Source organism: Dermabacter jinjuensis (assembly GCF_902381725.1).
Taxonomy (GTDB): domain Bacteria; phylum Actinomycetota; class Actinomycetes; order Actinomycetales; family Dermabacteraceae; genus Dermabacter; species Dermabacter hominis.
Genome location: NZ_LR698963.1, coordinates 303108 through 329182, shown reverse-complemented (window position 1 = coordinate 329182; position 26075 = coordinate 303108). Strand labels below are relative to the sequence as shown.

The following is a 26075-nucleotide window of genomic DNA, read 5'->3' as shown; positions in this document are numbered from 1 at the left end:
TACTCCCCGAAACGAAAGAGTGCGAGGGCCGTCGGGGCCAGCGCGCTACGGCATTAGCGAGCGCCGTCCGTGGCATCGAGCGCAACCCACGGATCCGGCTCGTGAGTGAAGCGATTGCGAAGGTCGCGGCGCACGATTTCAATACTCCACATCCAGATGATGTGGCCGAAGAACTCGCTCACGTGCTCCTGCCACGGCTGATCCCACGGCGCGGGCACCGTGCCGAGCGCAGGCATGAGCAGAACGTGGAAAACGACGTGGATGACGATGCCGAACGCTGCCCCCTGCCACAGAGTGATCCTGGGGAAACGCTCGGCAACAACGCAATAGAGAACCGCGAAGACAACCGCAAAGCTGAAGTGGACGATGAAGCTCATGATTGGCAGGCCGTTGCCATTGAAATGAATGAGCGTGTGAGTGAAGTCCTCGCCGAATCCCAGTTGCTGTAGGAGCTGCTGCGGCGGGTTGGTGGCGTTGCGCTCGGGTGTGCGCGGTGGGAACGGCACCTCCCAGCCAAACTTCACGATTGCGGAGAACAAGCCGCCGATGAGGCCCACGAGGAGGGCGGTCGCGTAGCGGCGGCGAGAAGGATCGGTGGTCGAAGGAAGTGCCATGATTGCCTTTCGAATGTGGCCCGACGGTTGCCAGGCCACCGTCGGACTCAAAAGCGCACCCTGGGCGCGCGCCTTTCACCCTAGCCACCCATGCACCCGGTAGGGAGGTCGAAAGTCCGCACGCCGTGAACCTCCGCGGATCAGTCACGGAAGCGGTCTCACAATGTGGGGGGAAGCGCCCTTTATCCCTGCATCGGGGGCCCGCGCGACTAGACTAGATCCGTTTTCAACGATCCGGAGGGCGAGGAAGGCGGAGCACGCGTGTCACAGTCGCAGGGCCTCTTGAGGGGAACGCCGTGGAAAGCGATCGTGCTCTTCTCGGTGCCGCTTTTGATCGGCAACGTCGTGCAGCAGCTCTACCAGTTCGTCGATGCGATGGTCGTGGGCCGCCACCTCGGTGTCCTCGCTCTTGCCTCGGTGGGGGCGAGCATGAGTCTTCTGTTCCTCATCACGGGTTTTGCGTGGGGCATGACGAGTGGTTTCGCGATCCCCGTCGCGCAAGCGTTCGGCGCGAACGACATCAAGGGGCTCAGGCGTTCGGTTGCGGCCGGAGCGATTCTCTCAGGCGCCACGAGCCTCCTCATGACACTCGTCGGCACTATATTCATTCGTCCGTTGCTCCAGCTCATGAAAACCCCGCCGGAACTCATCGACGACGCCGCGACGTTCGGGTTCTGGAGCTTTCTGTTCATGTTTACGCTCGTGTTCTTCAACTTCCTCGCGGCGATTATCCGCGCGGTGGGGGACTCGCGCACACCTCTCGTGTTTCTCGCGATTGCGTGCCTTCTCAATGTCGCCCTCGTGATCGTCTTTGTGGCGGTGCTCGACTGGGGTATCGCCGGCGCGGCGTTCGCCACGGCGGTCTCGCAGCTCACATCGGTGCTTCTCTGCGTCACCTGGGTGCGGTGGCGCATCCCCGTGCTGCACATGGGCCTCGACGACTGGAAAGTGACGATGCCTGAGCTGCGAGAGCATTTGAACCTGGGCCTTCCGCTCGGCTTCCAGACCTCGGTGATTGCGATCGGCACGATCGCCGTCCAGGTGCGCCTCAACGACCTCGGTCCCAACGCGGTCGCTGCTTTCACCGCGGCAGGAAGGGTCGATGGCATCGCCGTCACCTTCCTCGCGTCCCTCGGGCTCGCAACCTCGACCTTCGTCGCGCAGAACTACGGTGCGCGCCAGATCGATCGCGTCAAGCACGGTGTGCGGCAATCGCTCGTCGTGAGCATCATCGTGTCGATCGCGATCGGCCTTGCCCTGTTCCTCCTCGGCGCAGTGTTCGTCGAGCTCTTCATCGGGAATGAACAGCCGGTGGTGCTCAACCTTGCCCATGACGCCCTCAAGATCTACTCCGTGGCCTATTGGACCCTTGGAGTGCTGTTCGTGGTGCGCGGCGCGCTTCAGGGACTCGGTCATATGAAGCCTCCGTTCTACTCGGGCATCGCCGAGCTCGTCATGCGCGTCTTCACCGCCGTTGTGCTCGGCGCTCTTTTTGGCTTCATCGGTGTTGCGTGGGGCGCGCCGCTCGCATGGATCGGGTCGATCGCGCTGCTCATTCCCTCCTACATCGTCATTAGCCGGAAGCTTGATGAACGCACCTACCGCTCGGGGCCGCGCACCGAAGAGATTGAGGTTCTCTCCGCGCCGTTGCTCGCCGAGAAAGGCGTCGTGGCTGACCCGACGATCCTTCAGGGCGAAAGCTTCGAGGACGTGCGCACGGGCCCGATCCCGATCGTCCGTGACCGCGGTGAAACCGGTCAGTTCCCCGCTCTTGACGAGACCTATGTCCTCATGGATGACCAATCCACATCCGAGAATCCGGAGGATGAACAGCGGTAGAACCACGAGTGACGCAAGAGTGAGTTTCTGCCAGGTTTGATGGTGCATACTTGCCTGTGCCCCGCGCGGGAAGAGTGCCCGCTGCCGAGCAGGAAGGTTCACCGTGTCCGCACAAGGCCGCACATTGACACCGCTCGTCGAGATCATCGACGAGATGCTGCTTATTTCGCGCCGAATCCAGGCTCTCGACGTTGACATTCCTGGCATGCGAGGGCTCTCAACGGTCGAAGCGATGATCCTTCGACATATCGGCCGGACCCCGGGTATTACGCCGGGAAAGGTGGCCGAAGACATCATCCTGCGGCCATCAAACGCGAGCGCCGCGATCCGCGACCTCGAGAGCAACGGGCTCGTCGGCCGCGTGCCAGACATGGTTGATCGCCGCTCCAACCACCTGTTCATCACCGAAAAGGGCGAGCGGGCCGTCGCAGCTATGCACGAGGCATGGGAACAGTACTACTCGGGAACGCTCGCTGCCGATGACGTTGAGGACGCCCGCGCCCTCGTGCGTGCGATGGGTGAGCGGGTGCGCGCCACGATGACGGGCGAGGACGCCGAAGAGGAAGGGGCCTAGCGCGAGCCTCGCCCCTGCGCGTTACCCATGACCTGGCGCAACGCGGGAAGAACATCGGCAAGGAATACGCCTGCCATGACGAAACCGATGATCTGAAGCATGATCGTGAAAGGCCCCACGCCGCGCCCGAATCCTGTGACAACACCGATCACGAGCGCACCAGCGGTCATAAGCGCCCAAAACGTCTTCGTCCGCTTAAAGGCTGCGTCGTAAGCCCTCGCTGGGAAACGCAGGGCATTCACGAGTGCCCACGCCTCGATCGCCACAAAAACGATGGCGAGGGCGAGCGACAGGTAGTACGCGATGGTGTAGGTAATCACGGATTCATTCTACGGTCGGGATCGGTGCGGTCGGTGATGAGAAGCTCGAGCGCTTCGGTCGAGGCGGGAGGCTCAACCGCCTTCATTTCGCGCGTAATGGGGCGCGGGCCCACGATATCCGCGTCGGCGACGACGATGAGGGACGGCAGGAAGCGGCGCGCGTCAGAGCTCGGAAGGCCGGTCGCCTCGAGGAGATCGACCGCGAGGGCACGCAGCTGAATGACGAGGGAGATCCCCTCAAAATGGCCGAGGCGCCCGACGGTCCCCTCCGCCGTAGCGAGCAGAGTTTCGGGAGTGAGATGAGCGCAAAAGAGGCGAAGCTTGCGCCGAGCCTTCGTGAAGTCCGCCTCCGTGTCGACACCGGCCTGGATCTCGTCGATGGCGTCGACTGCCGCGGTGAAGGCCTCGGCCAGATTTGGAAACGTGTGGGGCTGCGTGACACGCAAGAATTCGGCCTCTCGTCGCGCGATCACTCGAGCGTTGCGCATGGCGCGGTCGCTTCCCACAAGCAGGTGCTGCACGCGGTTGACGTGTTCGTGATGGCGGTGGAGGGTCGGCGAGTAGCTCGTGAGCTCATTAGCTGTGTCGTTCGCGAGGGCCCAGGCATCGGTATGAAGCTGCGATGTGTTCCTCAGGTGCGTGAGCGCCTTCGTCGCGAGCCGCATGTCGCCTACGCGCGCCGCCTCAGCAAGCTGCGTGAGAGTGTCCTTGAGCTCGGTAAAGAAACTATCGGCAGCCTTTCGCTGCTCCCGGCGAGGGTCGCGTGAGAAAGCGATGTGGACGATAAGCCCGAGCAAGATGCCCGTAATCGCATCGAGTGCTCGCCCCTGCGGTGTCATGGTCGGGGTTTGCGGCAAAAGCAGCACGATCATCGACTGGATGCCCACCTGGATCGAGAAGATGACGCTTGCCTTGATGAAGCGCGAGAACATCAGCGACACGAGGAGTGTGACGAAGAGTTGCCATGTGCCCGATCCAATGACGAGGCGGGCGATTTCGCCGAGGATGATCCCCGTGAATACGCCCGTGCTCATGTCGATGCTCTTGCGGATTTTCGTTTCGAGCGTGAGCCCGATGATGAGGAAAGCGGTGATGCCGGCGTAGAACGGCGCGACGTGGCCCCACAGATGCTGCGAGAGCCAAAAGGCGGCCGAGGCAGTGAATGCCGCAAGCAGAATCTGCCAGGCGCCGTCGCGGGCGCGGTTAGCACCGGAGCGCGCCCATTTTCGATACCGGGACTCCTTCACTCCTTCACCCTCCTCGCGGGGGCGACGGGTTCGCGAAGGCGCAGCTCAAGAAGCTTATCGATCTCGAACCACTCCCCGTCGCGGCCGCCGCGGCCCACGATGAGAGGAGCGCTCTTTGGCTCGAGCGTCGCCCCCTTGAGGCGCGTGAGGAGGTCGCCCGGGGCTGAAAGGATGTAGTAGTTGCCGTCGGTATCGATCCCGACCGTGCGATCCGACTTCAGGTACCAACCGACGTGAGTGGTTTTCACGGGACGCGAGCCCTTGTAGGGGAGTGCTCGCAGGGGGTGCGGTTCGATTCCGGCTTCGCGCAGGCGTGCAATCCCGTCGCGGATGATCGCCGTGGCCTTCTCGTGCTCCTCGCGCTCGGCTCGGCGCAAGTTACGTTCCTGGACCTCGAAGATCTCCGCTTTGCGGGACTTCCACTCCTCGTCCACGTGGGACTCCTTTTGACTATCGGCGAAGCTGCGCCGTTTTCGGGCGTTGGCCGTGGTCGCGTTCGGCAACGATCGTGACTTGCGAGGCGTCGAGCCGCACGGTTGCCTCACCGACCTCGAAGGCAACGATGAGGGCGGCATCGTGGGGGACCGCGCGCTTGAGAACAGCCAGTGCAACCGGCCCTTCGTCGGCATGGAGCGCACTCGAGGTGAGCTCTCCCACCTTCTTGGATCCGAAGAAGACGTCCGCTCCAACGGGGGCGGGCATGTCCTGAGAGCCGTCAAGGTGGAGGCGCACGAGCCTCCGGGGTGGCTGACCAAGATTGAGAACCTTCGCGACCGTTTCTTGGCCACGATAGCAGCCCTTAGCCGTGTGAACGGCGGTGCGCAAAAGATCGAGCTCATGCGGGATCGTTTTTTCATCGACCTCCCGCACGAGACGAGGGCGATGATTCACGATGCGCAGCGCCTCCGCTGCCCACAGTCCCGCGAAGAGTTCGGGTTTTCTCAGTGGCGCGTCCGGCTTGCGAAGCTCGGCGTCGCTCACGAGCGACAGCCGCCAAGGCTCGGGAAACTCCGGATCGGGACCATAGGCCACACCGCCGACAGCGACCTTAGGCCAGTGCTGGATCCACACGGCTGCGGGGGCGGGCGCCTCGCCGCAGACGTCCGCAAGCGGAGCGCACGATCCGAGCACGTGGAGGTCGTCGCGGTCGACGAGGTCGATACGGTTGGCGAACGTCATGAGCTCGAGATACGCGCGAAGACGCTCGCGCGTGCCCGGATCGGTGATGAGGAAGAATGAGTCGCCGCCAGTTGCCACCTGCATGAATGCTTCCACTCGCCCCTGTGGGCTGAGCACGCATGCCTCGAATGAGTCGCCCTCGGCGCGATCGGTAAATACCTGGGAGGTCACGGTCGTGAGCCACGGGGCGCGATCTTCACCTCGCACTTCGAGAACCTCGAAGTGGCCAAGATCGACGATGGCCCTGCCCGCTACAAGCCGCCGCTGCTCACGCAGGGGAGCACCGTAGTGCGCGGGGACCGCGGCATCGGGCCCGGTCTCCTCGTGGATCGCGCGAAAACTGATGAGGGGAGCGGGGCTCACGCCTCTGCCTTACCTTCATCGGCGGCACGGTCGAGCTCGACCGAAAGATACGGGCGCAGCGACGCGGGGGAGGAGCCGACCTCTTGAAGCCACATGAGGCGCCCGCCCACGAGCCCAAACATGCGCGCACCGTGAGAATCGGCGCCGTTTGCCCCACCGAGGTCTTGGGTCGCGAGCTGGATACGCGGGCCGCGCACCTCTCCCGCCCAGTGTTCTGCGGGCGTGAGGCCAAATGCGCCTCGGCGCTGCATGGTCAGGCTCACGCCGTGAGACAGATAGCTTTCGGGGCTTCCGGGCTTCGCGTTTTGCGCGGCCTCTTCGTCCTGGCCGGGAAGCACTCCCGTCGTGCGCCACGTGCCCTTTTCCTCAAGGAGAAGCTCGCGCACAAGCTCGGTCGCGTTCGTTGATTGGGAGGCGTCGGGCCCTTCCTCACCCTTCTCGTAGAACGCCGTTGTTGGCGGTTCGGGAGCAGGCGAGTCGAGAACCCACGTGCGCATCGACCATGCGAGCCCACCGGAGGAATCCGGGGCCACGGTGAGACGCTGCTCGATCGCGCGACCGACCTCGTCGCCGTTTTCTCCCCTGAGCTGTACGGCGCCGGTGCCCTCCCAGGCGCCCACGAGCCACGCGAGCGGGTAGAGCGACGGGTCGAGATTCTCATCGATGACGATGGGCACAAGAACTCCCTACTGACTAGTGGTGAAAGAACACGTCATTAACGTTTCGCGCGGTGGGCGTATTCCCCGGTACGCACATCCCTACGCGGTGGGGATGACGGTGAGTCCGAGGTCGGCGGGGACGTAACTGAGGGCGACCTCGAGGAACAGTAGCGCGAGGATGCCCGTAAGGGCGATCGGCGCGATGGCAACGGCGAGGGACCGGCGCGGATCGGACGCTCCGATCACGCGCGAGAGGAGGAAGAACACGAAGAGTGCAGCGGTGCACAGGACCGCCCCTGCGAGTGTCGACATCGCGATGATCGACGGGGGGTAGTGGAGAGCCCACCCGAGGAACCCGGAGGTGAGTGCACCGAGCGTGATCGCGCCGCTGACACGCGCCGGGGCGGGAAGCGGAAGCGCGAGGAACAGGGTGCCGAGCGCGAGTCCCATCGTCATAGCAAGGAGGAATCCGACGGTTGCGGGCCCGTTCGTCGAGGCGAGGGACCAGCATTTCAGCCAGATGACGGTGAGGGTCGCGATGAGGGCGCCGCTTGCCGTTCCCGAAATGGACAGCGTGAGGCGTGAGCGCTCGCGGCGAAGCATTTCGTGGGCAAAACTCAGAAAGAGTGAAACGGCGATGACGATTACGAGCTTCGATGTGAGGCCCGTCGTGCCGAAGATGAGTGCGAGGGCGAGCGAGCCCAGGCCTGCGAGGGCCATGATGATCGCGCTGCCCGTTCGACTCGGAAGTTCGAGCAGGCGCGGCCAACTCACGCACATGAGCACAACGAAAAGAGCGAGGATGCCGGCGAGGGTCTCGCCGCTGTAGACGGGAAGGGCCATGGCGGCGGCGAGTGCGAGTGCACACGCGCCCGTGAGGGGTGCTCGCTCACTCGGTGTCATGCTTCAACCAATCATTTCTATGGATTACGCCTCATGGAAGTCTACGGTCCCGCGTGTGCCAAACGCACGTGGGAGGGGCGTACTACACTTGGGGAGGCCCTGAGCTGTCGTTTCGAGGAGAGTTAATCCCGTGGCACGCGAACAATCCCCGATCCTCGCGGCAGGAGCGCTCGTTTGGCGTGAAAAGCGCGGTAAGCTGCAGGTTCTTCTCGTGCATCGGCCGAAGTACGCAGACTGGTCGATTCCGAAGGGGAAGCTTGAGGCGGGTGAGTCCTTCGTCGCGGCGGCGATTCGCGAAGTGGAGGAGGAGACCGGGTACCGGATCCGTCTTGACCGCCCTCTTCCGACGGTTGACTACCGCACGAACGGCCGACCGAAAACGGTGCGGTACTGGGTAGCGCGGGTTCGCGCCCAGGCGGGCCCGGGCCCTAAGAATCCCAAGGAGATCGATAAGGTCGAGTGGGTCGAGGCATCAAAAGCTCTGGAAATTCTCACGCGCAAATCCGATCGGGATCTCCTCACCCGCCTTCTTGATTTCGCGAAGGAGGGTGAGCTCGATACGACGCCGGTGATCGTCCAGCGTCACGCCGCCGCGCAGTCGCGTGCGAAGTGGCGCAAGGGGGATGAGAGAACGAGGCCGCTCAGGCGCAAGGGACGCAAGCAGGCGGCGGCGCTGCCCCCACTACTTGGCGCGTACGCCCCGAAGACCGTCGTGACCTCGCCTTGGCGTCGCTGCCTCGAAACGATCGAGCCGTTTGCGCACGAGGGTGGGATTGACATCGTTGAGAAACCCGAGCTCACCGAACACGCGCATGAGAAGCGGCCGGCGCGTGCTGCCGCGGTCATGGAGCGAGCGATTGCCGAAGCGGCACGTACCGTCGTCTGTACTCACAGACCCGTGCTGCCGACCATTATTGCGGCTGCGAAGCACGCGTGCACGAAGGAGGCGCGGGGGAAGCTCCCTCGCGAGAACCCGTACCTCGCGCCGGGGGAGATGCTCGTGTTGCACACGAGTGAACGCGGTCGCATCGTTGATGTGGAAAGGCACCTTCCCAACATCGGTTAGAGCCCATGACAGCGGTGATGTGCCCCACGTTGAACGGGCGCAATTAGTGGCAAAGGATGCCTCTGAGCAGGGAAAAGTCTGTTATACGAGACGCCTGGCTGAAAATTCTCGCATGAGTTCACCGTTTGTTTACCTGGGAATACTCGCGGCGTCACTTGGGGCTTCTACGTTCGTTGTGTCCACCTACGACCCGTATCCCAGGCTTTAGCAGCCTCGAAAGGACACTCGTGAACCTCAAGAAGAAGTTCGTTTCCGCAACCGCCCTCGGCCTCGCAGGCGCCTTCGCTCTCGCAGCGTGCGGTGGCGACTCCTCCGACAAAGGCAAGAGCGAAGGCACCAAGGGCTCGTCGAGCGCATCCGGTGACGTCTCGGGCACCCTCGCAGGCGCCGGCGCTTCCTCGATGGAAGACGCACAGGGCGCGTTCATCGGTGGCTTCATGGCTCAGAACTCGGGCGCCACGGTGACCTACGACGCTGTTGGCTCGGGTAAGGGCCGCGAGCAGTTCCTCGCTTCCGCCACCAACTTCGCCGGCTCGGATGCCTACCTCAAGGATGAAGAGGTTGCCAAGTCGAAGGATCGTTGCTTCGGCGGCGAGGCTTTCGACATCCCCGTCTACATCTCCCCGATCGCGGTTGTGTACAAGCTCGACGGCGTGAAGGATCTCCAGCTCTCGCCCGACACCCTCGCGAAGATCTTCGCTGGCGACATCAAGAAGTGGAACGACGAGGCCATCAAGGCTGACAACCCCAACGTTGAGCTCCCTGACCTCGACATCGTTCCGGTGCACCGCTCGGACAAGTCGGGCACCACCGAGAACTTCACCGAGTACCTCGCTGCCGCCGCCCCCGATTCGTGGAAGCACGGCGCTATCGAGACTTGGTTCGAGGATGGCGGCCAGTCGGGTGAGAAGACCTCGGGCCTTATCAACACCGTTCAGGGCGGCAACGGCACCATCGGTTACGCCGACGCCTCGAAGGCTGGCGACCTCGGCACCGCCAAGATCAAGGTCGGCGACGAGTACGTCGGCTACAGCGCTGATGCTGCTGCCAAGGCCGTTGAGGTTTCGCCGAAGGTTGAGGGCCGTAGCGAGAACGACATCGCCCTCGAACTCGCTCGCGACACCAAGGAAGCCGGCTCGTACCCGATCGTCCTCGTGTCCTACATGGTCATGTGCGACACCTACGAGAAGAAGGAAGATGCCGATCTCGTCAAGGCTTACGCTTCTTACGTGATCTCGGAGCAGGGCCAGAACGACGCTGCTCAGGCTGCCGGCTCGGCCCCCCTCTCGGCTAAGCTCCGCGAGGACGCCCAGAAGTCGATCGACGCCATCAAGGCTAAGTGATCCGCAGCTGACGCCTAAGGCGTAACGGTGCGCCGCCGAGCCCACCAGGGTCGGCGGCGCACCTGTCGTTCAGTCCATTCTTTCCATCCCCTACCGTCAGGAGCGTGCGCGTGAGCACAGCGGCTGCCGAAAACAGCACACCCGCCAAGGGCGCCCCCGAACCTCCGGGCAACGAGAAGAAGGCGAGCTTCAAGAGCTCGGGTGCGCGTCCAGGCGACGCAATTTTCTCGTCGTTGAGTGTCGGGTCCGGCCTCATCATTTTTGCCGTGCTCGCGGCAATCTTCATCTTCCTTCTTATTCAGTCGCTCCCGGCGATTGAGAACTGGAATGCGATCCCCACCAACTCGGGCAAGCAGAACCTCCTTGAGTTCGTCGGCCCACTGGTGTTCGGCACGGTGCTCGCCTCACTTCTGGCGCTGATTATTGCCGCTCCGATCGCTATCGGGATTGCGCTCTTCATCTCTCACTACGCGCCACGCAAGCTCGCGATGCCGATCGGATACGTGATCGATCTCCTTGCCGCGGTGCCGTCGGTTGTCTTCGGTCTGTGGGGTGGCGTGTGGCTCGTGCCGCTCATGCAGCCGCTCTACACGTTCCTCAATACCAGCCCGCTCACGAGCTGGATCCCGTTCTTCCAGGGCAACCCGCACGCCCCCATGCGTAACGTGATGACCGCCTCGATCGTCCTCGCCGTCATGATCCTCCCGATCATCACCGCCGTGAGCCGCGAGGTCTTCCTCCAGACCCCAGGTCTCCAGGAAGAGGCCGCGATTGGACTTGGCGCCACGAAGTGGGAAATGGTGCGCATGGTCGTCCTTCCCTTCGGCCGCAACGGCGTTGTTTCGGCGTGCATGCTCGGCCTCGGCCGCGCACTCGGTGAAACCATGGCTGTGCTCATGGTGCTCAGCCCCGGCTACACCTATTCGCTCCACCTCCTTGAGGTCGGTAGGCACATGACGATCGCCTCGTTCATCGCCTCGCAAAATGCCGAATCCACCGGCATTGACATGGCAAAGCTCATTTTCGCGGGTCTCGTCCTGTTCCTCATCACGTTCGTCATCAACGCGCTCGCCCGCTGGATCGTGGCCGCTAGCGCACGTAAGAAGTAGGGGGCTCAGAAATGAGTGAAGCAACCGCAACCCTCAATGCCTCCAACCCCGGCCCGAAGGGCAAGAGAAGCTCGAGCTTCCTGAACGCCGGCGAGCGTCGCCTGCCCTGGTGGCACATGGTGCTCACGGGCGTCGTCGCCCTCGTACTCGTCTCGATCCTCCTGCTTGTCACGAACTCCTTCACCCTTCCGGCCGTCATCGTCCTGGGCTTCTTCGCCCACCTCGTGATTGGCTACATCTACTCGCGAGTGCGCGAAGGTGAGCGATGGGCGAAGGATCGCCTCATGACGCTCATTCTCATCGGCGCCTTTGCGACCGCGATGATTCCGCTCGTGTCCCTCCTGCTCGAGGTGCTCTCGAAAGGCGGGCCGCGCCTGCTCACGCCGGGCTTCCTCACGGGAGACATGCAGGGCTTCAATGGCGGCGCTGACGGCGGTGGCATTCTCCACGCCATCGTGGGAACGCTCATCATTACTCTCGGGGCTTCGATCATCTCGATCCCCATCGGTCTTTTGACCGCCATCTTCCTCGTGGAGTACGCCCAGACCGGGTGGCGTAAGACCCTCGGCAAAGGCATTACCTTCCTCGTTGACGTTATGACGGGTGTCCCGTCGATCGTCGCGGGTCTGTTCACGCTTGCGCTTTTCACGACGCTCACGGGCGAGGCCGGCCTGCGTATGGGTGCCATGGGCTCCGTTGCCCTGTCGGTTCTCATGATCCCGACCGTCGTTCGATCGAGCGAAGAGATGATTCGCCTCGTTCCCCTCGAACTGCGCGAAGCCGCCTACGCCCTCGGCGTGCCGAAGTGGCTTACGATCGTTCGCGTCGTGCTCCGTACCGCGATCGCCGGTCTCGCCACTGGCGTTACCCTCGCTATCGCTCGTGTCATCGGCGAAACAGCGCCGCTCATGTTCACGATCGGCGTGGTCCAGATGCTGAACCCCAACCCGTTCAAGGACCGCATGATGGCGCTGCCCACCTACATCAACCAGCAGTACAGCTTCGGCCATGCTGTGTGCGGCAAGTCTGGCGAGAAGGTCCTCAACTACTTCACGCGTGAAGAATTCGCGTGTAATCCCGATATCAACTATCAGAGGGCGTGGGCGGCTGCACTGACGCTCATCATTATCGTGATGGTGCTGAATATTTTCGCCCGCCTCGTTTCCCACTACTTCTCGCCGAAGACCGGCCGCTAAGCCCTCACAGGCTGATCTTTGAAAGGATCTCAGATGTCACAGAGCATTGACGTGAAGAACCTCAACGTCTATTACGGCGACTTCCTGGCCGTCGAGGACGTCAACGTCAAGATTGATTCCCGTAGCGTCACCGCCCTCATCGGCCCCTCCGGCTGCGGCAAGTCCACCTTCCTGCGCACCCTCAACCGCATGCACGAGGTCATTCCCGGTGCATACGCCGAGGGCGAGGTCAACATCGGTGGCGAGAACATTTACGGCCCCGGTATCGACCCCGTGAATGTCCGTCGCCGCGTCGGCATGGTCTTCCAGAAGGCGAACCCGTTCCCGACGATGTCGATCGCCGAGAACGTTCTCGCGGGCGCCAAGCTCAACAACAAGCGCCTCTCGAAGAGCGAGGCCGATCAGCTCGTCGAAGAGTCACTTCGCGGCGCGAACCTTTGGGAAGAGGTCAAGAACCGCCTCAACAAGCCCGGCGGCGGCCTCTCCGGTGGCCAGCAGCAGCGCCTGTGCATTGCCCGCACGATCGCCGTGAAGCCTGACATTGTTCTTATGGACGAGCCGTGCTCGGCGCTCGACCCGATCTCGACTCTCGCGGTCGAGGATCTCATTCATCAGCTCAAGTCTGAGTACACGATCGTCATCGTGACTCACAACATGCAGCAGGCCTCGCGTGTGTCCGACAAGACCGGCTTCTTTAACATTGCCGGCACGGGTACCCCGGGCAAGCTCATCGAGTTCGATGAAACGACCAAGATCTTCAACAACCCAGCGATGGAAGAAACCGAGCGTTACATCTCCGGTAAGTTCGGCTGATCGGCACGCCCCACATGGGGCGCCACTCGCAACGCAAGGCGCGGTGACGGGATAACCCCGGGCCGCGCCTTTCGCCTACCCGGCGTATCGCGCCGAAAGTATGAGGGCTGATCCGTCTGGGGGTGGAATCGACGCGACGCATCCTCGCAAAAACATCCGCCCCGCGTCAGGTGCGAACGGTCCCGGGGATCGATGCGTGAGCGACCGCCTCCACGAGAGCGTAGAGGCATGACAACACCACACAAGTTTCCACCTTCCTCTGTTGCCCAGCCAGCCGTCGGAACCGTTCCCGGCGCCTGCCCGATCGTCCTTTCGGCGCGCAATCTCTCGCTTGCCTATGACGCACATACACACGCCCTGAGAGGCGTGGATCTTGATATCTACTCTGGTCAAAGCCTCGCCATTATGGGGCCGTCGGGTTGCGGCAAGTCGACCCTGCTGCACTGCCTCGCGGGAATCCTCGCGCCGACTGGCGGCCGGGTTCTTTACGGCGAACGCGATCTGCGCGACATGCGCGATGCTGCGCGAACGAAGTTGCGCCGCACCGATTTCGGTTTTGTTTTCCAGGATGGCCAGCTGCTCCCTGAACTGAGTGCCCTCGAGAACGTGATGCTCCCGCGGATGCTTGCGGGTGTCTCGCGGCGGAAGGCAAAGGGAATGGCGAAGCATTGGCTCGCTGCGCTTGGGCTTTCGGGGCTCGAGGAGCGCCGGTCCGGTCAGCTCTCGGGCGGCCAGGCGCAGCGTGTCGCTATCGCCCGTGCCCTTGCGGGGGAGCCGTCGGTTGTGTATGCCGATGAGCCCACCGGGGCGCTCGATCAGAAGACCGGCCAGGAGGTTCTCCATCTGCTCCTGCAGGCGACCGCTGATGCCGGTAGCGCGCTCGTGATGGTGACACACGACGAGGGCGTTGCGGCTGCGTGTGCGCGCACGATCGTGATGCGCGACGGCCAGATCGAACGGGAGCTTGTGCGATGAGCGCCCTGCTCATGCTTGTGCGGGGGAGACGATCTCTCGCGAACGCTCTCCCGGTGATCGCGTTCGCGGCGGCGACGGCGATCGTGTGCACGGTTCTTGCGGGCACGGGCGCTTTCTATGGGCGGCTGGGTCCGAGCGGTTTTGAAGCGACAGATCCATCGGCGTCGCCCGAAGCACAGATCACACCGCTGCTGGTGATCTGTGCGGTCTTCGCGTGCGTGCTGCTCGTCCCGAACGCGATCGCCCTCGGTGGGGCGGCGGCTCGACTGTCCCTCGCGCGCCGCGAAAAAGACTTGGCTGCGGTTCGGCTCGTTGGGGGCACGCGCGCGCAGGTGGCGGGGGTCGCGGTGTCCGACGTCGCCTGGCAATCAGTCGTGGGCGCGGTGATCGGCGTTGCCTGTCACGTTGCACTCGCGTGGCCGCTTTCGCATCTCGATTTCGGGATCCGGAAATTTACGGCTGCGGAGCTCATCTTGCCGTGGTGGGCTCTCGCCCTTACGCCTTGTGCTCTTGCGCTGTTTGCCTCGGTCTCCGCGTCGATCACCCTCACGGGGGTTGCCTTGAGTCCCCTCGGAATTGCCCGAGGTGCGCACAAGGTGCGCATGTCGGTCATGCGCCTTCTCGTATGGGTGTTGAGCATCATTGTGTTCTTCGCGGTGGCGCAATTCCTTCCCCGCATCCAGGGCGTGTCGCTCGGCGCTGTGATTGTGGCGGTGGTGTTGACCGTGGGAATAATGGTCTTCTCCGTGAATCTCGCTGGTCCGTTTATCGTGTGGGTCATCGCGCGCATCGTTGCGTCCCTCGCGCCGACACCGAGTCTCCTCGTGGGGGCGCGGCGTCTGTGCGCCGATCCGCGCGCGGGCTGGAGGGCGGTCTCGGGCGTGACGATTGCGCTTGTCGTTTCCGGTTTTGCCTCGATTGTGACGTCGCTGCCGAGCGTGGATGAGTCCTCGCGGCTCATGAACCAGGCGCTCTTGACGGGTGCTGTGCTGACGGTGGGGATCGCGACGGTGCTCGCGGCTGTGAGTACCGGTGTCACCCACACCGCGCGAGTGATCGATCAGGCGTCGAGGTACCGCTCCCAGCACGTTGCTGGCGCGAGTATCAGCCAGCTGCACCGTGCACGGATCGCGGAGATCGCGATTCCCGTCGCGATCTCCCTCGCGGTCTCCGTGTTCATGGCGGCGCTCGTTCTTTTCTCGCTCATGGGCTCGGCAGCATCGGATCCTCTTGTCGCAGTGGGGTTCGTCGTGAGCGTCGTGGCCGCACTCGGGCTCGTGTCGGCGTCGGCCCTCGTGAGTTCCCCGCTCGTGGCCCGGGCGGCGCGCGCCCGCGTGCGCGCAGCCGGCTGAAACCTGCCGTGGGCGAACATGAGCACCGGCGCCTCGGAACTTCCCGGAGTGCCGGTGCTTGTGGCCAACACGGAGCGAATCCCTCTAGGCTGAACGCATGGATTTCGAAACCGTTGACCCGCTGAGTGTCCCCGAGGGCGCCCTCCTTTTCGACATACGTGAGCAGGATGAGTGGGACGCGGGGCACGCGCCAAGCGCTCGCCATCTCCCCGCGAGCAGCCTCGCCGCACATCTCGATGAGCTCTTTGTGGAGGATGACGAGGGCCGCGAGCGGGACATTTACCTCGTGTGCCGCTCGGGTGGGCGCTCCTCGCAGGTCGCTCAGTGGCTCGCCATGCAGGGAATCGAAGCGATCAACGTTGGTGGCGGTATGGGCGCGTGGCTCATGCAGGGTCTCCCCGTTGTCACCGATGAAGGGAAACCCGGGCGCGTGCTTTAGCCCCGAGTGTTCCGGGCAGGCTTCCTCGAGGCGAACGTGACACAGTGGGGTTATGACGAATTCGAAGCCTCGCATCCTGATCACGGGCGCGACCCGCGGCATCGGCCGTGCGACCGCCTTTGCGCTCAAAGACTTCGCCCACCTCGTGCTCGTGGGCCGCGACGAAAAGGCGCTTGAAGCGCTCGTCGCTGAGCTACCGTCGGCTGAGTATGTCCTTGCGGACCTTTCCGACTCGCAGAAGATTATCGACGGCATGCGCGAGGCCCGCGAGAGCGGCGCCCTCGGAACAGGCAGCGGCGGGCTTGACGGCGCCGTGCTGAGCGCGGGCGTTCTCGCCGGCGACACGGTCGAGAACACCAAGCCGGGCGACTGGGAGTTCGCTCTCCACATGAACGTGACAGCGCAGGCCGTTCTCACCGCCCAGATCCTCCCGGAGCTTCGCGAGGCGCGCGGCACGATCGTGTTCGTGAACTCTGGCTCGGGTTTCACGTCGAAGCCCGGCAACGCCGTGTACTCCGCGACGAAGTTCGCCCTTCGCGCTCTTTCCGATGCGCTGCGCGAGGAAGAACGCGAGCGGGGCGTGCGCGTCGTATCGCTCCACCCGGGGCGCGTCGCGACAGACATGCAACGCGAATTGCGCGCCTACGAGGGTGGCGAATATGTGGAGAGCGACTACATGAAGCCCGAAACGATCGGCGAGGCCGTGCGCTACGCGCTCACGGCCCCGCCCGAGGCGAACGTCGACGTGCTCTCCATCCGCCCGCGCTAGTGGCTCATCTCGAAGTCATCCACGCTGAGTGTCGCGCGCCCCGCCTCGAGGCGCGCGACGGGCACGCGGAACGGTGAGCACGAGACGTAGTCGAGCCCGAGCCAGTTGAAGAAGTGAACCGAGCTCGGGTCTCCACCGTGCTCGCCGCACACGCCGACGTGGAGGTCCGGGTTGACGGCACGGCCGCGTTCGGTGCCGATGCGTACGAGTTCACCGACGCCGAATTGGTCGATCGACTCGAACGGGCTCGTGAGGAGGATGCCGTGCTCCTTGTAGGTGAAGAAGAAGCCGGCCTCGACGTCGTCGCGTGAAAAGCCCCACGTGGTTTGCGTGAGATCGTTCGTGCCGAAACTGAAGAATTCGGCTTCTTCGGCGATCTCGTCGGCACGAAGGGCAGCGCGCGGCAGCTCGATCATCGAACCGATCACGGTGGTGAGCTTGAGGCCCGTTTCCTGCGTGACCGCGTCGCGAACGGCGAAAATTTCCTTCTTGATCTCACGCAGCTCACGCACGGAGCTTACGAGCGGGATCATGATCTCGACCTGCGGATTCAGTCCCTCGGCGCGGGCCTGTGCCTCGGCCTCGAGGATCGCGCGGGTCTGCATGCCGAAGAGGCCGGGGATGGAAAGCCCGAGCCGCACACCGCGAAGGCCGAGCATCGGGTTCTGCTCGTGCAGGCGCTTCACGGCCTCGAGCACTTTGATCTCGTGATCGTTGTGCTCGCCGCGCTCTTCAGCCTTCGCGATCCGCACCGAGAGTTCGGTGAGGTCGGGGAGGAACTCGTGCAGCGGCGGATCGAGGAGGCGCACGGTCATGGGCAGGCCGTCCATCTCGCGGATCATCTCGAGGAAGTCTCCGCGCTGGAGGGGCAGGAGCGCGGCGAGCGCTTCCTCGCGTTCCTCGGGGCTTGCGGCGAGGATGAGGTTCTCGACGAGCGTGCGGCGGTCGCCGAGGAACATGTGTTCGGTGCGCGTAAGCCCGATGCCCTGGGCCCCCATGCGGCGTGCCCGTGCGGCGTCCTCGGGGGTGTCGGCGTTGGCACGGACGAGGAGAGCGCGTTCGCGATCGGCGATGCGCATGAGCCGGTCAACGCTTGTGACGAGCTCTGCCTCTGCTGTATCGAGCCCCTCGAGGCTCGTGGCATCACCGTCGTCGAGGCTTGCACCCGACTCGAAATAGGCGGCGACGGCACTCGGCTGCACGGGGACCTCTCCGAGGAATACTTCACCGCTCGTGCCATCAATCGACACGAGATCCCCGTCGCGCAGCACCACTTCACCATCGACGCGTACTTCGCGGGCGGCCTCATCGACGGTGAACGCCTCGACACCGCACACGCACGTGCGGCCGAGGCCGCGGGCAACGACGGCCGCGTGGGAGGTCTTCCCGCCGCGTGCCGTGAGCACGCCTTCGGCGGTGATCATGCCCGCGAGGTCGTCGGGGTTGGTCTCGCGGCGCACGAGGATCGACCGCGTGCCCTCTTTAGCGCGCGCGAGCACGTCCGCGGTGGTAAAGGCGACGTGACCGGTAGCGGCCCCCGGGGAGGCGTTCATGCCGCGGGCGAGGAGTACGCGCTCGGCATGAGAATCGAAGGCGGGGAACATGAGGCGCGAGAGTTGGTCACCGGTCACGCGCATGAGCGCCTCGTTCTCGGTGATCGCTCCCTCGTCGAGGAGGGCGGTGGCGATGCGGAACGCGGCAGCGGCGGTGCGCTTACCCACGCGGGTTTGAAGCATCCATAGCTTGCCCGATTCGACCGTGAACTCGATATCGCACAGGTCGCGATAGTGTCGCTCGAGCTTTTCCATGATGCCCACGAGCTCGCGATAGTTCTCGGGAAGCAGGTTCTCCATATCGGGAAGGCTCAGCGTGTTGCGAATGCCCGCAACGACGTCTTCGCCCTGAGCGTTGAGGAGGAAGTCGCCATACACGCCGCGAGCGCCCGTCGCGGGGTCGCGCGTGAAGGCGACACCGGTCGCGCTCTGGTCATCGAGGTTCCCGAAAACCATCGAACACACGTTGACGGCGGTGCCGAGGTCGTGGGGGATGCGCTCGGTGTTGCGGTACACGATCGCGCGCGGCGAATTCCACGAGTCGAACACCGCGTGGATACTCATGGTGAGCTGCGTGAACGGGTCCTGAGGGAAGGGCGAGCCGGATTCTTGCTCGATGATCTCTTTAAAACTCGCGACGACCCGCTCGAGGTCGCCTTCCGAAAGCTCGACATCGCTCGCGGCTCCCGCAGCCGACTTAGCGTCGTCGAGAACCGCCTCGAACAGTTCGGCATCGATATCGAGCACGGTACGCCCGAACATCTGCAGAAGGCGTCGGTACGAGTCGAGCGCGAATCGCCGTGAATGCGAGAGCTCCGCGAGCCCCTCGAGCGTCTCGTCGTTGAGGCCGACGTTCAGAACCGTCTCCATCATGCCGGGCATCGAGACCTTCGCGCCCGAGCGCACGCTCACGAGCAGGGGGTTCTTCGGATCGCCGAACGTGCGCCCGAGTTCCTTCTCGACACTCGCGAGTTCGCGTTTGACCTGGTCGGCAAGCACGCTCGGCTCATGGCCGTAGCGCATGTAGTACCGGCAGGCGTCGGTCGTGATCGTAAAGCCTGGTGGTACGGGAAGCCCAAGCTGGGTCATTTCGGCGAGATTCGCGCCTTTACCACCGAGCAGGTCGACCTGCTCGCGCGAGCCGGCGCTGAAAGGGTATACGTACTGATCACTCATAGCGGACCGTCCTCAAACACATCATTGTGGGGCTGGGGTGGCACCATTGTGCGCCCGGGTGAGCCAGAGCGCGAGGACTTTAGGGCGCGCGGAATCCGGTGGGCCGGAATTTTGGGTCCGACGGTTACCGGCAACCGTCGGGCCCTTTACATCAGGCGTTTGACGGCCGTGAGCACCTCGGTGAGTTTGGCGTCGATGACGGCGGGGGAGCCGTCGGCGGCCGCATCGCGCACGCAGTGGCGTACGTGGTCCTCGACGAGCTCGAGCGAAACCGACTCAAGGGCGCGCTTGACGGCACTGACTTGCGTGAGGACGTCGATGCAGTACGTGTCGTCCTCAAGCATGCGCTGGAGTCCCCGCACCTGCCCCTCGATGCGCCTCAGGCGGCGTACGTAGGCGTCCTTGTCGGCGTGATAGCCAGGCGTGGTCCCGTGCGGGGTCGAGCAGCAGTCGTTCATGCGCAGATCAGCCCTCGAGGTAGTCGACAAGCGAGGAGGCGAGCCCCACGTAGGTCGCGGGGGTAAGAGCGAGGAGTCGCTCGCGCTCCTTCTCGGGCAGGCCGAGCGACGTGATGAACTCTCGCATCGCGTCGCCGTCGACGCGCTTGCCGCGCGTGAGTTCCTTGAGGCGTTCATACGGTGAATCCATACCCTCGACCCCCTGAATGCCGAGGGTACGCATGACGGATTGGACGGCTTCCCCGAGGACCTCCCAGTTGGCGTCAAGATCGCGTGCCATCTGCTCGGCGTCGGTATCGAGGCCGGCGAGCCCGCGCTTGAGGTTAGAGATCGCAAGGAGCGAGTGCCCGAAGGCGGGCGCGATGTTGCGCTGCGTTGTCGAATCAGTGAGGTCGCGCTGAAGGCGCGAGGTCACGAGGGTCTGGGCGAGGACGTCGAAGAGCGCCCCCGAGATCTCGAGATTGGCTTCGGCGTTTTCGAAACGGATCGGGTTCACCTTGTGCGGCATGGTGGAGCTTCCCGTGCCGCCCTGGGCGCTCAGGCGCTGGCGGAAGTAGCCGAGCGAGATGTAAGTCCACATGTCGGTCGCGAGGTTGTGCAGGATCCGGCCCGCACGCGCGACATCAGAATAGATCTCTGCTTGCCAGTCGTGGCTCTCGATTTGGGTCGTGAGCGGGTTCCACGTGAGGCCGAGGTGCTCCACGAAGCTCTTCGCGATCGCGGGCCAGTCGGTGTCGGGTACGGAGATGACGTGGGCGGCCCACGTGCCGGTCGCACCGTTGATCTTTCCGAGGATCTCGTCGCCCCTCAGACGCGCGATCTGGCGCTCGAGGCGGTAGGCAAACACGGCGAGTTCCTTGCCGAGGGTCGTGGGGGTCGCCGCTTGGCCGTGGGTGCGGCTCAGCATGGGGATGTCGGCGCATTCGCGTGCAAGCTGTGCGATGTCGGCCGTCAGGTCCGTGAGCGCGGGCAGCCACACGTCGTGAAGGGCGCCCTTGACCATGAGGGCGTAGGAGAGGTTGTTGATGTCTTCGCTCGTGCAGTAAATGTGCACGATTTCGGCGAGGGGCTCGAGGCTCGTGCCCGCGAGGCGGCGTTTGATGTAGTACTCGACGGCCTTGACGTCGTGCACGGTTTCACGTTCGATCTCGGCGTGCTCGGCGATGCCCTCGGCGCCGAAGTCCTCGGGAATTCGGCGAAGGAGCGCGCGCTCGTCGTCCGTGAGCGCGCGAAGGCCGGGAATCGCACCCTGGTCGAGGAGGTGGATCATCCATTCGGTCTCAACGACGATGCGGGTCCGGTTGAGGGCTGCTTCGCTGAGGTGGTCCACGAGCGGGGCGACCTGGGCGCGGTAGCGTCCATCGAGTGGGGTGAGCGGGAGGGCGGGGTCAATGTCACTAAGGCGCATGCTGCCATTTTGGCACGGACCGCGCGTGAGTGCCCCCGGCACGTACCATTCGTGCATGGCCGAAAACATTCACGTGCGCGCAACCCTCGAGTCAATTCCCTCGTACGTTCCGGGCAAACCGGCGCCGGCGGACGCCTTTAAGGTGAGCTCAAACGAATCGCCTTTCGCGCCTCTCGCGCAGATCCGCGAGGCGCTCGAGAGGGAGCTCGCCGGTCTCAACCGCTATCCCGATATGTCCGCGACCCGGCTTCGCGAGGCCCTCGCTGCCCTCCACGGTGTCGTGCCGGCCCAGATCCACGTCTCAACGGGTGCCTCGGCCGTCCTCGGCGACCTCGTGCGAGCGCTCGCCGACCAGGGGGATGAGGTGGTCTTCCCGTGGCGTAGCTTCGAGGCCTACCCGATCCTCGTCCAATCTCATGGCGCGAAAGCCGTCCCGGTCCCTCTCAACGCGCGCTACGAGCACGATCTTGAGGCGATGGCCTCGTGCGTCACCTCGCGCACGCGCCTGATCCTGTTGTGCTCGCCGAATAATCCGACGGGAACGGTGCTCGGAACTGCCGAGCTCGAGGCGTTTCTCGAGTCCGTACCCGATACCGTCACGGTCGCGCTCGATGAGGCCTACATCGAGTTCGCGGATCCTGACGTGCGCGCGGACTCGGCGAGCCTTTTCGAGCGCTTCGCAAACCTCGTGCGCGTGCGCACGTTTTCGAAGGTTCACGGCATCGCGGGACTCAGGCTCGGCTACGCGATCGCCCACCCGCGGCTCGCGGGTGCGCTGAATAAGGTCGCGATTCCATTCGGCGCCTCGAGCCTCGCGCAGGTAGCGGCGTGTGCGGCACTCGAGGAGCCCGCGTGCAGCGAACTCGAGCGGCGAGTCTCGTGGATCCGTGCGGAGCGCGCGCGAGTCGAGAGTGCGCTCGCGGGCCTCGAGCGTGGCTGCGCGTACGTGCCTTCGCACGGCAACTTCGTGTACCTCCCGCTTGGACAGCGCACGGGCGAGTTCGTGGAGTTTGCGCTTGAGCGCGGCCTCGTGGTGCGTGGCTATGGGTCCGACGGTTGCCGGATCACAATTGCGGAGGAAGCCGCGAACTCGCGCCTAATCGATGTCGTGAAGGAGTGGGGGACCAGACAGGCTGAAACCTACGCCACCGTAGGTTAGGCTTGGGACCGTGAGTGTTTTCCAGACAGCGATACCGACCCCCGCCTCGAGTGAACCGACGCTCCAGCTTCTTTCGCCCGATGGCACGCGCACGCCACACGATGAGCTCGATGCCGCGCTCGCGCACCTCGACTTCGACGACCTGCGCGGTTTTTACCGTGACATGGTGATCGTTCGCGCCGCTGACCACGAGGCAACCTCCCTCCAGCGCCAGGGGCAGCTCGGCCTGTGGGCGAGCGCCGTGGGCCAGGAGGCCGCGCAAATCGGTGCTGGGCACGCGGCCCGTGCGCACGACTACCTCGTCCCGACCTATCGCGAACACGGCGTCGCGTGGGCACGCGGGATCGAGCCGTGGAAGCTTCTCGAGGTATGGCGCGGAATCAACCATTGCGGCTGGGACCCGCGCGAGCTCATGACCCACCCGTACATGATTGTGCTCGGCGCTCAAGCCCCCCAGGCTGTTGGCTATGCCATGGGCATCACCCGGGATGGTGCGTGCGCAACGGGCGACCCCGAAACCGACACGGCCGTTCTCGCACTCTTCGGTGACGGTGCGAGCTCCGAGGGCGAGGTTTCCGAAGCATTCACGTGGGCTGCGAGCTTTGAAGCGCCGATCGTGTTTTTCACCCAGAACAATCAGTGGGCGATCTCGACCGCAACGAGCGTACAAACGCGCGTACCGCTCGCGCAGCGCAGCCGCGGCTGGGGCATTCCCTCGGTTCGCGTGGATGGCAACGACGTGCTCGCGAGCTACGCCGTGAGCCGCCTTGCGCTCGATGCCGCGCGTGGAGGGCAGGGGCCACACTTCATCGAAGCTCTCACTTACCGTATGAACGCGCACACGACGAGCGATGAGCCGCGCATCTACCGCGGCGAAGACGAGGAGAAGCAGTGGGCTGCGCTCGATCCGATCGCGCGGTTTGAGGCGTACTTGCGGCGCGAGGACCAGCTCGACGACGCATTCGTGTCGCGCTGCGAGGAAGAGGGGCACGATCTGTCGATGAGCCTTCATCACCACATCCACGCGCTCGAGGATCCGGATCCGGTCCAGATTTTCGATCACGTGTACGTTGACGAGCATCCTCTCGTGGCAGAAGAGCGCGCCGAGTACATTCGCTATATCGAACAGTTCGAAGAGGAGGGCGAGGGCAAGTGAGCGTCGAAAAGCTTCCGATCGCCCGAGCGATCAACCTGGGGATCCGCGATGCGATGCGTGCGGACGACAAGGTCATGCTCATGGGCGAGGACGTTGCTCGTCTCGGCGGCGTGTTCCGCGTGACGCAGGGGCTGCTCGACGAATTCGGTGCACTGCGTGTCGTGGACACGCCGCTCGGCGAGGCCGGAATCGTCGGCACTGCGGTCGGACTCGCCTATCGCGGCTACCGGCCAATCTGCGAGATCCAGTTCGACGGTTTCGTCTTTCCCGCCTACAACCAGATCACAACTCAGCTTGCGAAGACTCACTACCGCACCGAGGGGCGCGTGCGCATGCCCGTCGTTGTCCGCATTCCCTACGGAGGGGGCATCGGCGCGGTTGAGCACCATTCGGAGAGCCCCGAGGCGCTCTTTGCTCACACCGCTGGCCTGCGAATCCTTACCCCGTCGAACGCGAATGACGCCTACTGGCTGACGCGCCAGGCGATCGAATCCGACGATCCCGTCATCATGTTCGAACCCAAGCGCCGCTACTGGGTCAAGGGCGAGGTCGACACCGACAACCGCCCCGCCCTCAAGCACTACGAGGCGAACGTTGTGCGCGAGGGTGCGGATCTTACGCTCGTGTCGTGGGGTCCGACGGTTCCCGTGGCTCTCGAGGCTGCCCAGGCGGCAGAAGAGGACGGCCTGTCACTCGAAGTGATCGACCTGCGAAGCCTCAACCCGATTGATTTTGACTGTATTCAGGGCTCCGTGACGAAGACGGGCCGGCTCGTCATCGTGCACGAAGCGCCCGTGTTTGGCGGCCTCGGCGGTGAAATCGCGGCGCGCATCACCGAGCGTTGCTTCTATAGCCTGGAGGCACCCGTCATGCGCGTGGGTGGCTACCACACGCCGTACCCGCCGGCGCGCATGGAGCACGCCTACCTTCCCGACCTCGAGCGCGTGCTCGACGCCGTTGACCGTTGCCTCGATTACTGATTCACCGAGCACTGACTCACCCCGAAAGGTTCCCTCATGAGCAGCATCACCCAGATTTGCCTCACCGACCCCGGCGAGGGCCTCACCGAGGCGGAGATCATCGAGATCAAGGTCAAGGAGGGAGACCGGGTCGAGATCAACGACCCGGTCGTGACGGTCGAAACGGCCAAGAGTGCCGTCGAGCTTCCCTCGCACGTCGCAGGCATCGTCGCCAAGGTGCACGTGAAGGAAGGCGACGAGCTCAACGTGGGCGAGCCCATGTTTGATATTGAGACCGATCCGGAGGCTGGGCAGGCGTCGGAACCCGACGCTTCCGAAAAGGCCGATGCTTCCGAAAAGCCCGAGGAGACCGAGCCGAAAACCCTGGTGGGCTACGGCGCGCGCGAGACGCCCACACCGCGTCGCAAGAAGCGCGCGATCGCGCAGAGCGGTGCGGAACCGCAGGTCCCGATCGATCGCATCCTCGCGAAGCCGCCCGTGCGTAAGCTCGCGAAGGATCTTGGCGTTGCCCTCCACGACGTGCTCGCGACTGGGCGCGGCGGAGTTGTGACTCGCCAGGACGTGATCGCGGCGTCCCAGCGCTCGCTCGACGGCGCCCCCGAGCAGGCGGGCAGCTACTTCCCGAGCGAGGAGAAGCAGGCGCCCGACAACCTCGCCGGCCACATGAAGACCCCGAAGAGCCAACCGTTCCCCGGCGTGACGAGCGACGAGGAGACGACGCGCGTCCCGATCCGCAGCGTGCGAAAGCGCACCGCGGAGGCGATGGTGAGCTCGGCGTTCACGGCCCCCCATGTCACGGTGTTCAACGAGGTCGATATGACCGAGACCCTCGCGCTTCTCGACACGCTCAAGAAGAGCCGCGAGTGGAAAGACGTCAAGATCTCCCCGCTCGTCGTGCTGGCAAAGGCGCTACTCGTGGCGATCCGCCGCAATCCCGAGGTGAACGCGTCGTGGGACGAGGACAACCAAGAGATTGTCTATAAGCACTTCGTCAACCTCGGTATCGCCGCGGCAACCCCGCGCGGCCTCATCGTGCCGAACATCAAGGATGCGCACCTGCTCACGCTGCGCGAACTAGCGGTGAGCATCAACGATCTCGCCCATACGGCACGCGCGGGCCAGACGCCGCTTTCGGCAACTCGCAACGGCACGATTACGATCACGAACTTCGGCGTGTTTGGTATTGATTCGGGCACCCCGATTCTCAATCCCGGCGAATCCGTCATCCTCGGTTTCGGTGCGATCAAAGACAAGCCGTGGGTTGTCGATGGCGAAATCGTCCCGCGCAAGGTGTGTTCGCTTGCCTTGAGCTTTGACCATCGTCTGATCGATGGCGCGCTCGGCTCCGAGCTTCTTCGCGACGTCTCTGCGGTTCTCGAAAACCCGAGCCTCGGGCTCGTTTGGGGCTGACGTACGCTAGAGCGG

25 protein-coding genes are annotated in these 26075 nt (G+C 64.0%); 15 read left to right on the top strand and 10 right to left on the bottom strand.

The annotated features are described in order from the left end of the window. Positions 1-53: 53 nt before the first annotated feature. Positions 54-614 carry a YagU family protein gene (locus FXY94_RS01620; protein WP_016663267.1) on the bottom strand — a complete coding sequence of 187 codons (561 nt, stop codon included), beginning with the start codon at positions 612-614 and terminating at the stop codon, positions 54-56. Positions 615-875: 261 nt separating this feature from the next. Between FXY94_RS01620 and FXY94_RS01615 the strand changes: the two genes are divergently transcribed. Continuing rightward, the gene (locus FXY94_RS01615) at positions 876-2453 is read left to right on the top strand and encodes an MATE family efflux transporter (RefSeq protein ID WP_016663266.1); all 1578 of its coding nucleotides are present in this window, start codon (positions 876-878) and stop codon (positions 2451-2453) included. 103 nt (positions 2454-2556) lie between these two features. Further along, positions 2557-3027: a MarR family winged helix-turn-helix transcriptional regulator gene (locus FXY94_RS01610; protein WP_016663265.1), complete on the top strand. Its 471-nt coding sequence runs from the start codon at positions 2557-2559 to the stop codon at positions 3025-3027. Here FXY94_RS01610 and FXY94_RS01605 read toward each other — a convergent pair. From FXY94_RS01605 to FXY94_RS01580, 6 genes are all read right to left on the bottom strand, one after another. Next, positions 3024-3347: a DUF2516 family protein gene (locus FXY94_RS01605; RefSeq protein ID WP_016663264.1), complete on the bottom strand. Its 324-nt coding sequence runs from the start codon at positions 3345-3347 to the stop codon at positions 3024-3026. The two genes, FXY94_RS01610 and FXY94_RS01605, sit on opposite strands and share 4 nt — an antisense overlap. Next, a complete protein-coding gene (locus FXY94_RS01600; RefSeq protein WP_016663263.1) occupies positions 3344-4594 on the bottom strand; it encodes an FUSC family protein in 1251 nt (416 codons plus the stop codon). Before FXY94_RS01600 ends, FXY94_RS01605 begins: the two co-directional genes overlap by 4 nt. Further along, positions 4591-5028: a hypothetical protein gene (locus FXY94_RS01595; protein ID WP_016663262.1), complete on the bottom strand. Its 438-nt coding sequence runs from the start codon at positions 5026-5028 to the stop codon at positions 4591-4593. The genes FXY94_RS01600 and FXY94_RS01595 overlap by 4 nt, the downstream gene beginning before the upstream one ends. Before the next feature lie 16 nt (positions 5029-5044). Beyond that, positions 5045-6136, bottom strand: a complete 1092-nt coding sequence (ygfZ, locus tag FXY94_RS01590; protein ID WP_016663261.1) for a CAF17-like 4Fe-4S cluster assembly/insertion protein YgfZ — start codon at positions 6134-6136, stop codon at positions 5045-5047. Continuing rightward, entirely contained in the window at positions 6133-6813 is a 681-nt protein-coding gene (locus FXY94_RS01585) for an FABP family protein (RefSeq protein ID WP_016663260.1), read from the bottom strand. Before FXY94_RS01585 ends, ygfZ begins: the two co-directional genes overlap by 4 nt. A gap of 81 nt (positions 6814-6894) precedes the next feature. After that, positions 6895-7698, bottom strand: coding sequence for a hypothetical protein (locus FXY94_RS01580; RefSeq protein WP_016663259.1), 804 nt, complete (start codon positions 7696-7698; stop codon positions 6895-6897). A 130-nt stretch (positions 7699-7828) separates the two neighbouring features. Between FXY94_RS01580 and FXY94_RS01575 the strand changes: the two genes are divergently transcribed. From FXY94_RS01575 to FXY94_RS01535, 9 genes are all read left to right on the top strand, one after another. Continuing rightward, positions 7829-8764, top strand: a complete 936-nt coding sequence (locus FXY94_RS01575) for an NUDIX hydrolase (protein WP_016663258.1) — start codon at positions 7829-7831, stop codon at positions 8762-8764. Between the two features lie 227 nt (positions 8765-8991). Next, positions 8992-10107 carry a phosphate ABC transporter substrate-binding protein PstS gene (gene pstS / locus FXY94_RS01570; protein ID WP_016663257.1) on the top strand — a complete coding sequence of 372 codons (1116 nt, stop codon included), beginning with the start codon at positions 8992-8994 and terminating at the stop codon, positions 10105-10107. 110 nt (positions 10108-10217) lie between these two features. Then, on the top strand, positions 10218-11216 hold the full coding sequence (gene pstC, locus FXY94_RS01565; protein ID WP_016663256.1) for a phosphate ABC transporter permease subunit PstC: 999 nt from the start codon (positions 10218-10220) through the stop codon (positions 11214-11216). Between the two features lie 11 nt (positions 11217-11227). After that, positions 11228-12412, top strand: coding sequence for a phosphate ABC transporter permease PstA (gene pstA, locus FXY94_RS01560; protein WP_016663255.1), 1185 nt, complete (start codon positions 11228-11230; stop codon positions 12410-12412). 33 nt (positions 12413-12445) lie between these two features. Further along, a complete protein-coding gene (gene pstB, locus FXY94_RS01555) occupies positions 12446-13225 on the top strand; it encodes a phosphate ABC transporter ATP-binding protein PstB (protein WP_016663254.1) in 780 nt (259 codons plus the stop codon). Positions 13226-13453: 228 nt separating this feature from the next. Further along, complete coding sequence (locus FXY94_RS01550) at positions 13454-14200, top strand: ABC transporter ATP-binding protein (RefSeq protein ID WP_016663253.1); 747 nt, start codon at positions 13454-13456, stop codon at positions 14198-14200. Continuing rightward, positions 14197-15552, top strand: a complete 1356-nt coding sequence (locus tag FXY94_RS01545; protein WP_016663252.1) for an FtsX-like permease family protein — start codon at positions 14197-14199, stop codon at positions 15550-15552. The genes FXY94_RS01550 and FXY94_RS01545 overlap by 4 nt, the downstream gene beginning before the upstream one ends. A gap of 97 nt (positions 15553-15649) precedes the next feature. Then, on the top strand, positions 15650-15991 hold the full coding sequence (locus FXY94_RS01540) for a rhodanese-like domain-containing protein (RefSeq protein WP_016663251.1): 342 nt from the start codon (positions 15650-15652) through the stop codon (positions 15989-15991). Positions 15992-16043: 52 nt separating this feature from the next. Continuing rightward, the gene (locus FXY94_RS01535; RefSeq protein WP_016663250.1) at positions 16044-16760 is read left to right on the top strand and encodes an SDR family oxidoreductase; all 717 of its coding nucleotides are present in this window, start codon (positions 16044-16046) and stop codon (positions 16758-16760) included. Here FXY94_RS01535 and ppdK read toward each other — a convergent pair. From ppdK to purB, 3 genes are all read right to left on the bottom strand, one after another. Beyond that, positions 16757-19489 carry a pyruvate, phosphate dikinase gene (ppdK, locus tag FXY94_RS01530; RefSeq protein WP_016663249.1) on the bottom strand — a complete coding sequence of 911 codons (2733 nt, stop codon included), beginning with the start codon at positions 19487-19489 and terminating at the stop codon, positions 16757-16759. The genes FXY94_RS01535 and ppdK overlap by 4 nt on opposite strands. A gap of 146 nt (positions 19490-19635) precedes the next feature. Next, the gene (locus tag FXY94_RS01525; protein ID WP_246816547.1) at positions 19636-19977 is read right to left on the bottom strand and encodes a metal-sensitive transcriptional regulator; all 342 of its coding nucleotides are present in this window, start codon (positions 19975-19977) and stop codon (positions 19636-19638) included. Then, positions 19955-21355 (bottom strand): adenylosuccinate lyase, encoded by a 1401-nt coding sequence (gene purB, locus FXY94_RS01520; protein ID WP_016663247.1) that lies wholly within the window; start codon positions 21353-21355, stop codon positions 19955-19957. Before purB ends, FXY94_RS01525 begins: the two co-directional genes overlap by 23 nt. 55 nt (positions 21356-21410) lie before the next feature. Here purB and FXY94_RS01515 point away from each other — a divergent pair, with 55 nt between their 5' ends. From FXY94_RS01515 to FXY94_RS01500, 4 genes are read left to right on the top strand one after another with little or no spacing between them, the layout of a single operon-like run. Then, positions 21411-22514, top strand: coding sequence for a histidinol-phosphate transaminase (locus FXY94_RS01515; protein ID WP_040386364.1), 1104 nt, complete (start codon positions 21411-21413; stop codon positions 22512-22514). A 10-nt stretch (positions 22515-22524) separates the two neighbouring features. Beyond that, a complete protein-coding gene (locus FXY94_RS01510) occupies positions 22525-23670 on the top strand; it encodes a thiamine pyrophosphate-dependent enzyme (RefSeq protein WP_016663245.1) in 1146 nt (381 codons plus the stop codon). After that, positions 23667-24650, top strand: a complete 984-nt coding sequence (locus FXY94_RS01505; protein WP_016663244.1) for an alpha-ketoacid dehydrogenase subunit beta — start codon at positions 23667-23669, stop codon at positions 24648-24650. The genes FXY94_RS01510 and FXY94_RS01505 overlap by 4 nt, the downstream gene beginning before the upstream one ends. A 36-nt stretch (positions 24651-24686) precedes the next feature. Continuing rightward, positions 24687-26060 carry a dihydrolipoamide acetyltransferase family protein gene (locus FXY94_RS01500; RefSeq protein ID WP_016663243.1) on the top strand — a complete coding sequence of 458 codons (1374 nt, stop codon included), beginning with the start codon at positions 24687-24689 and terminating at the stop codon, positions 26058-26060. Positions 26061-26075: the final 15 nt, after the last annotated feature.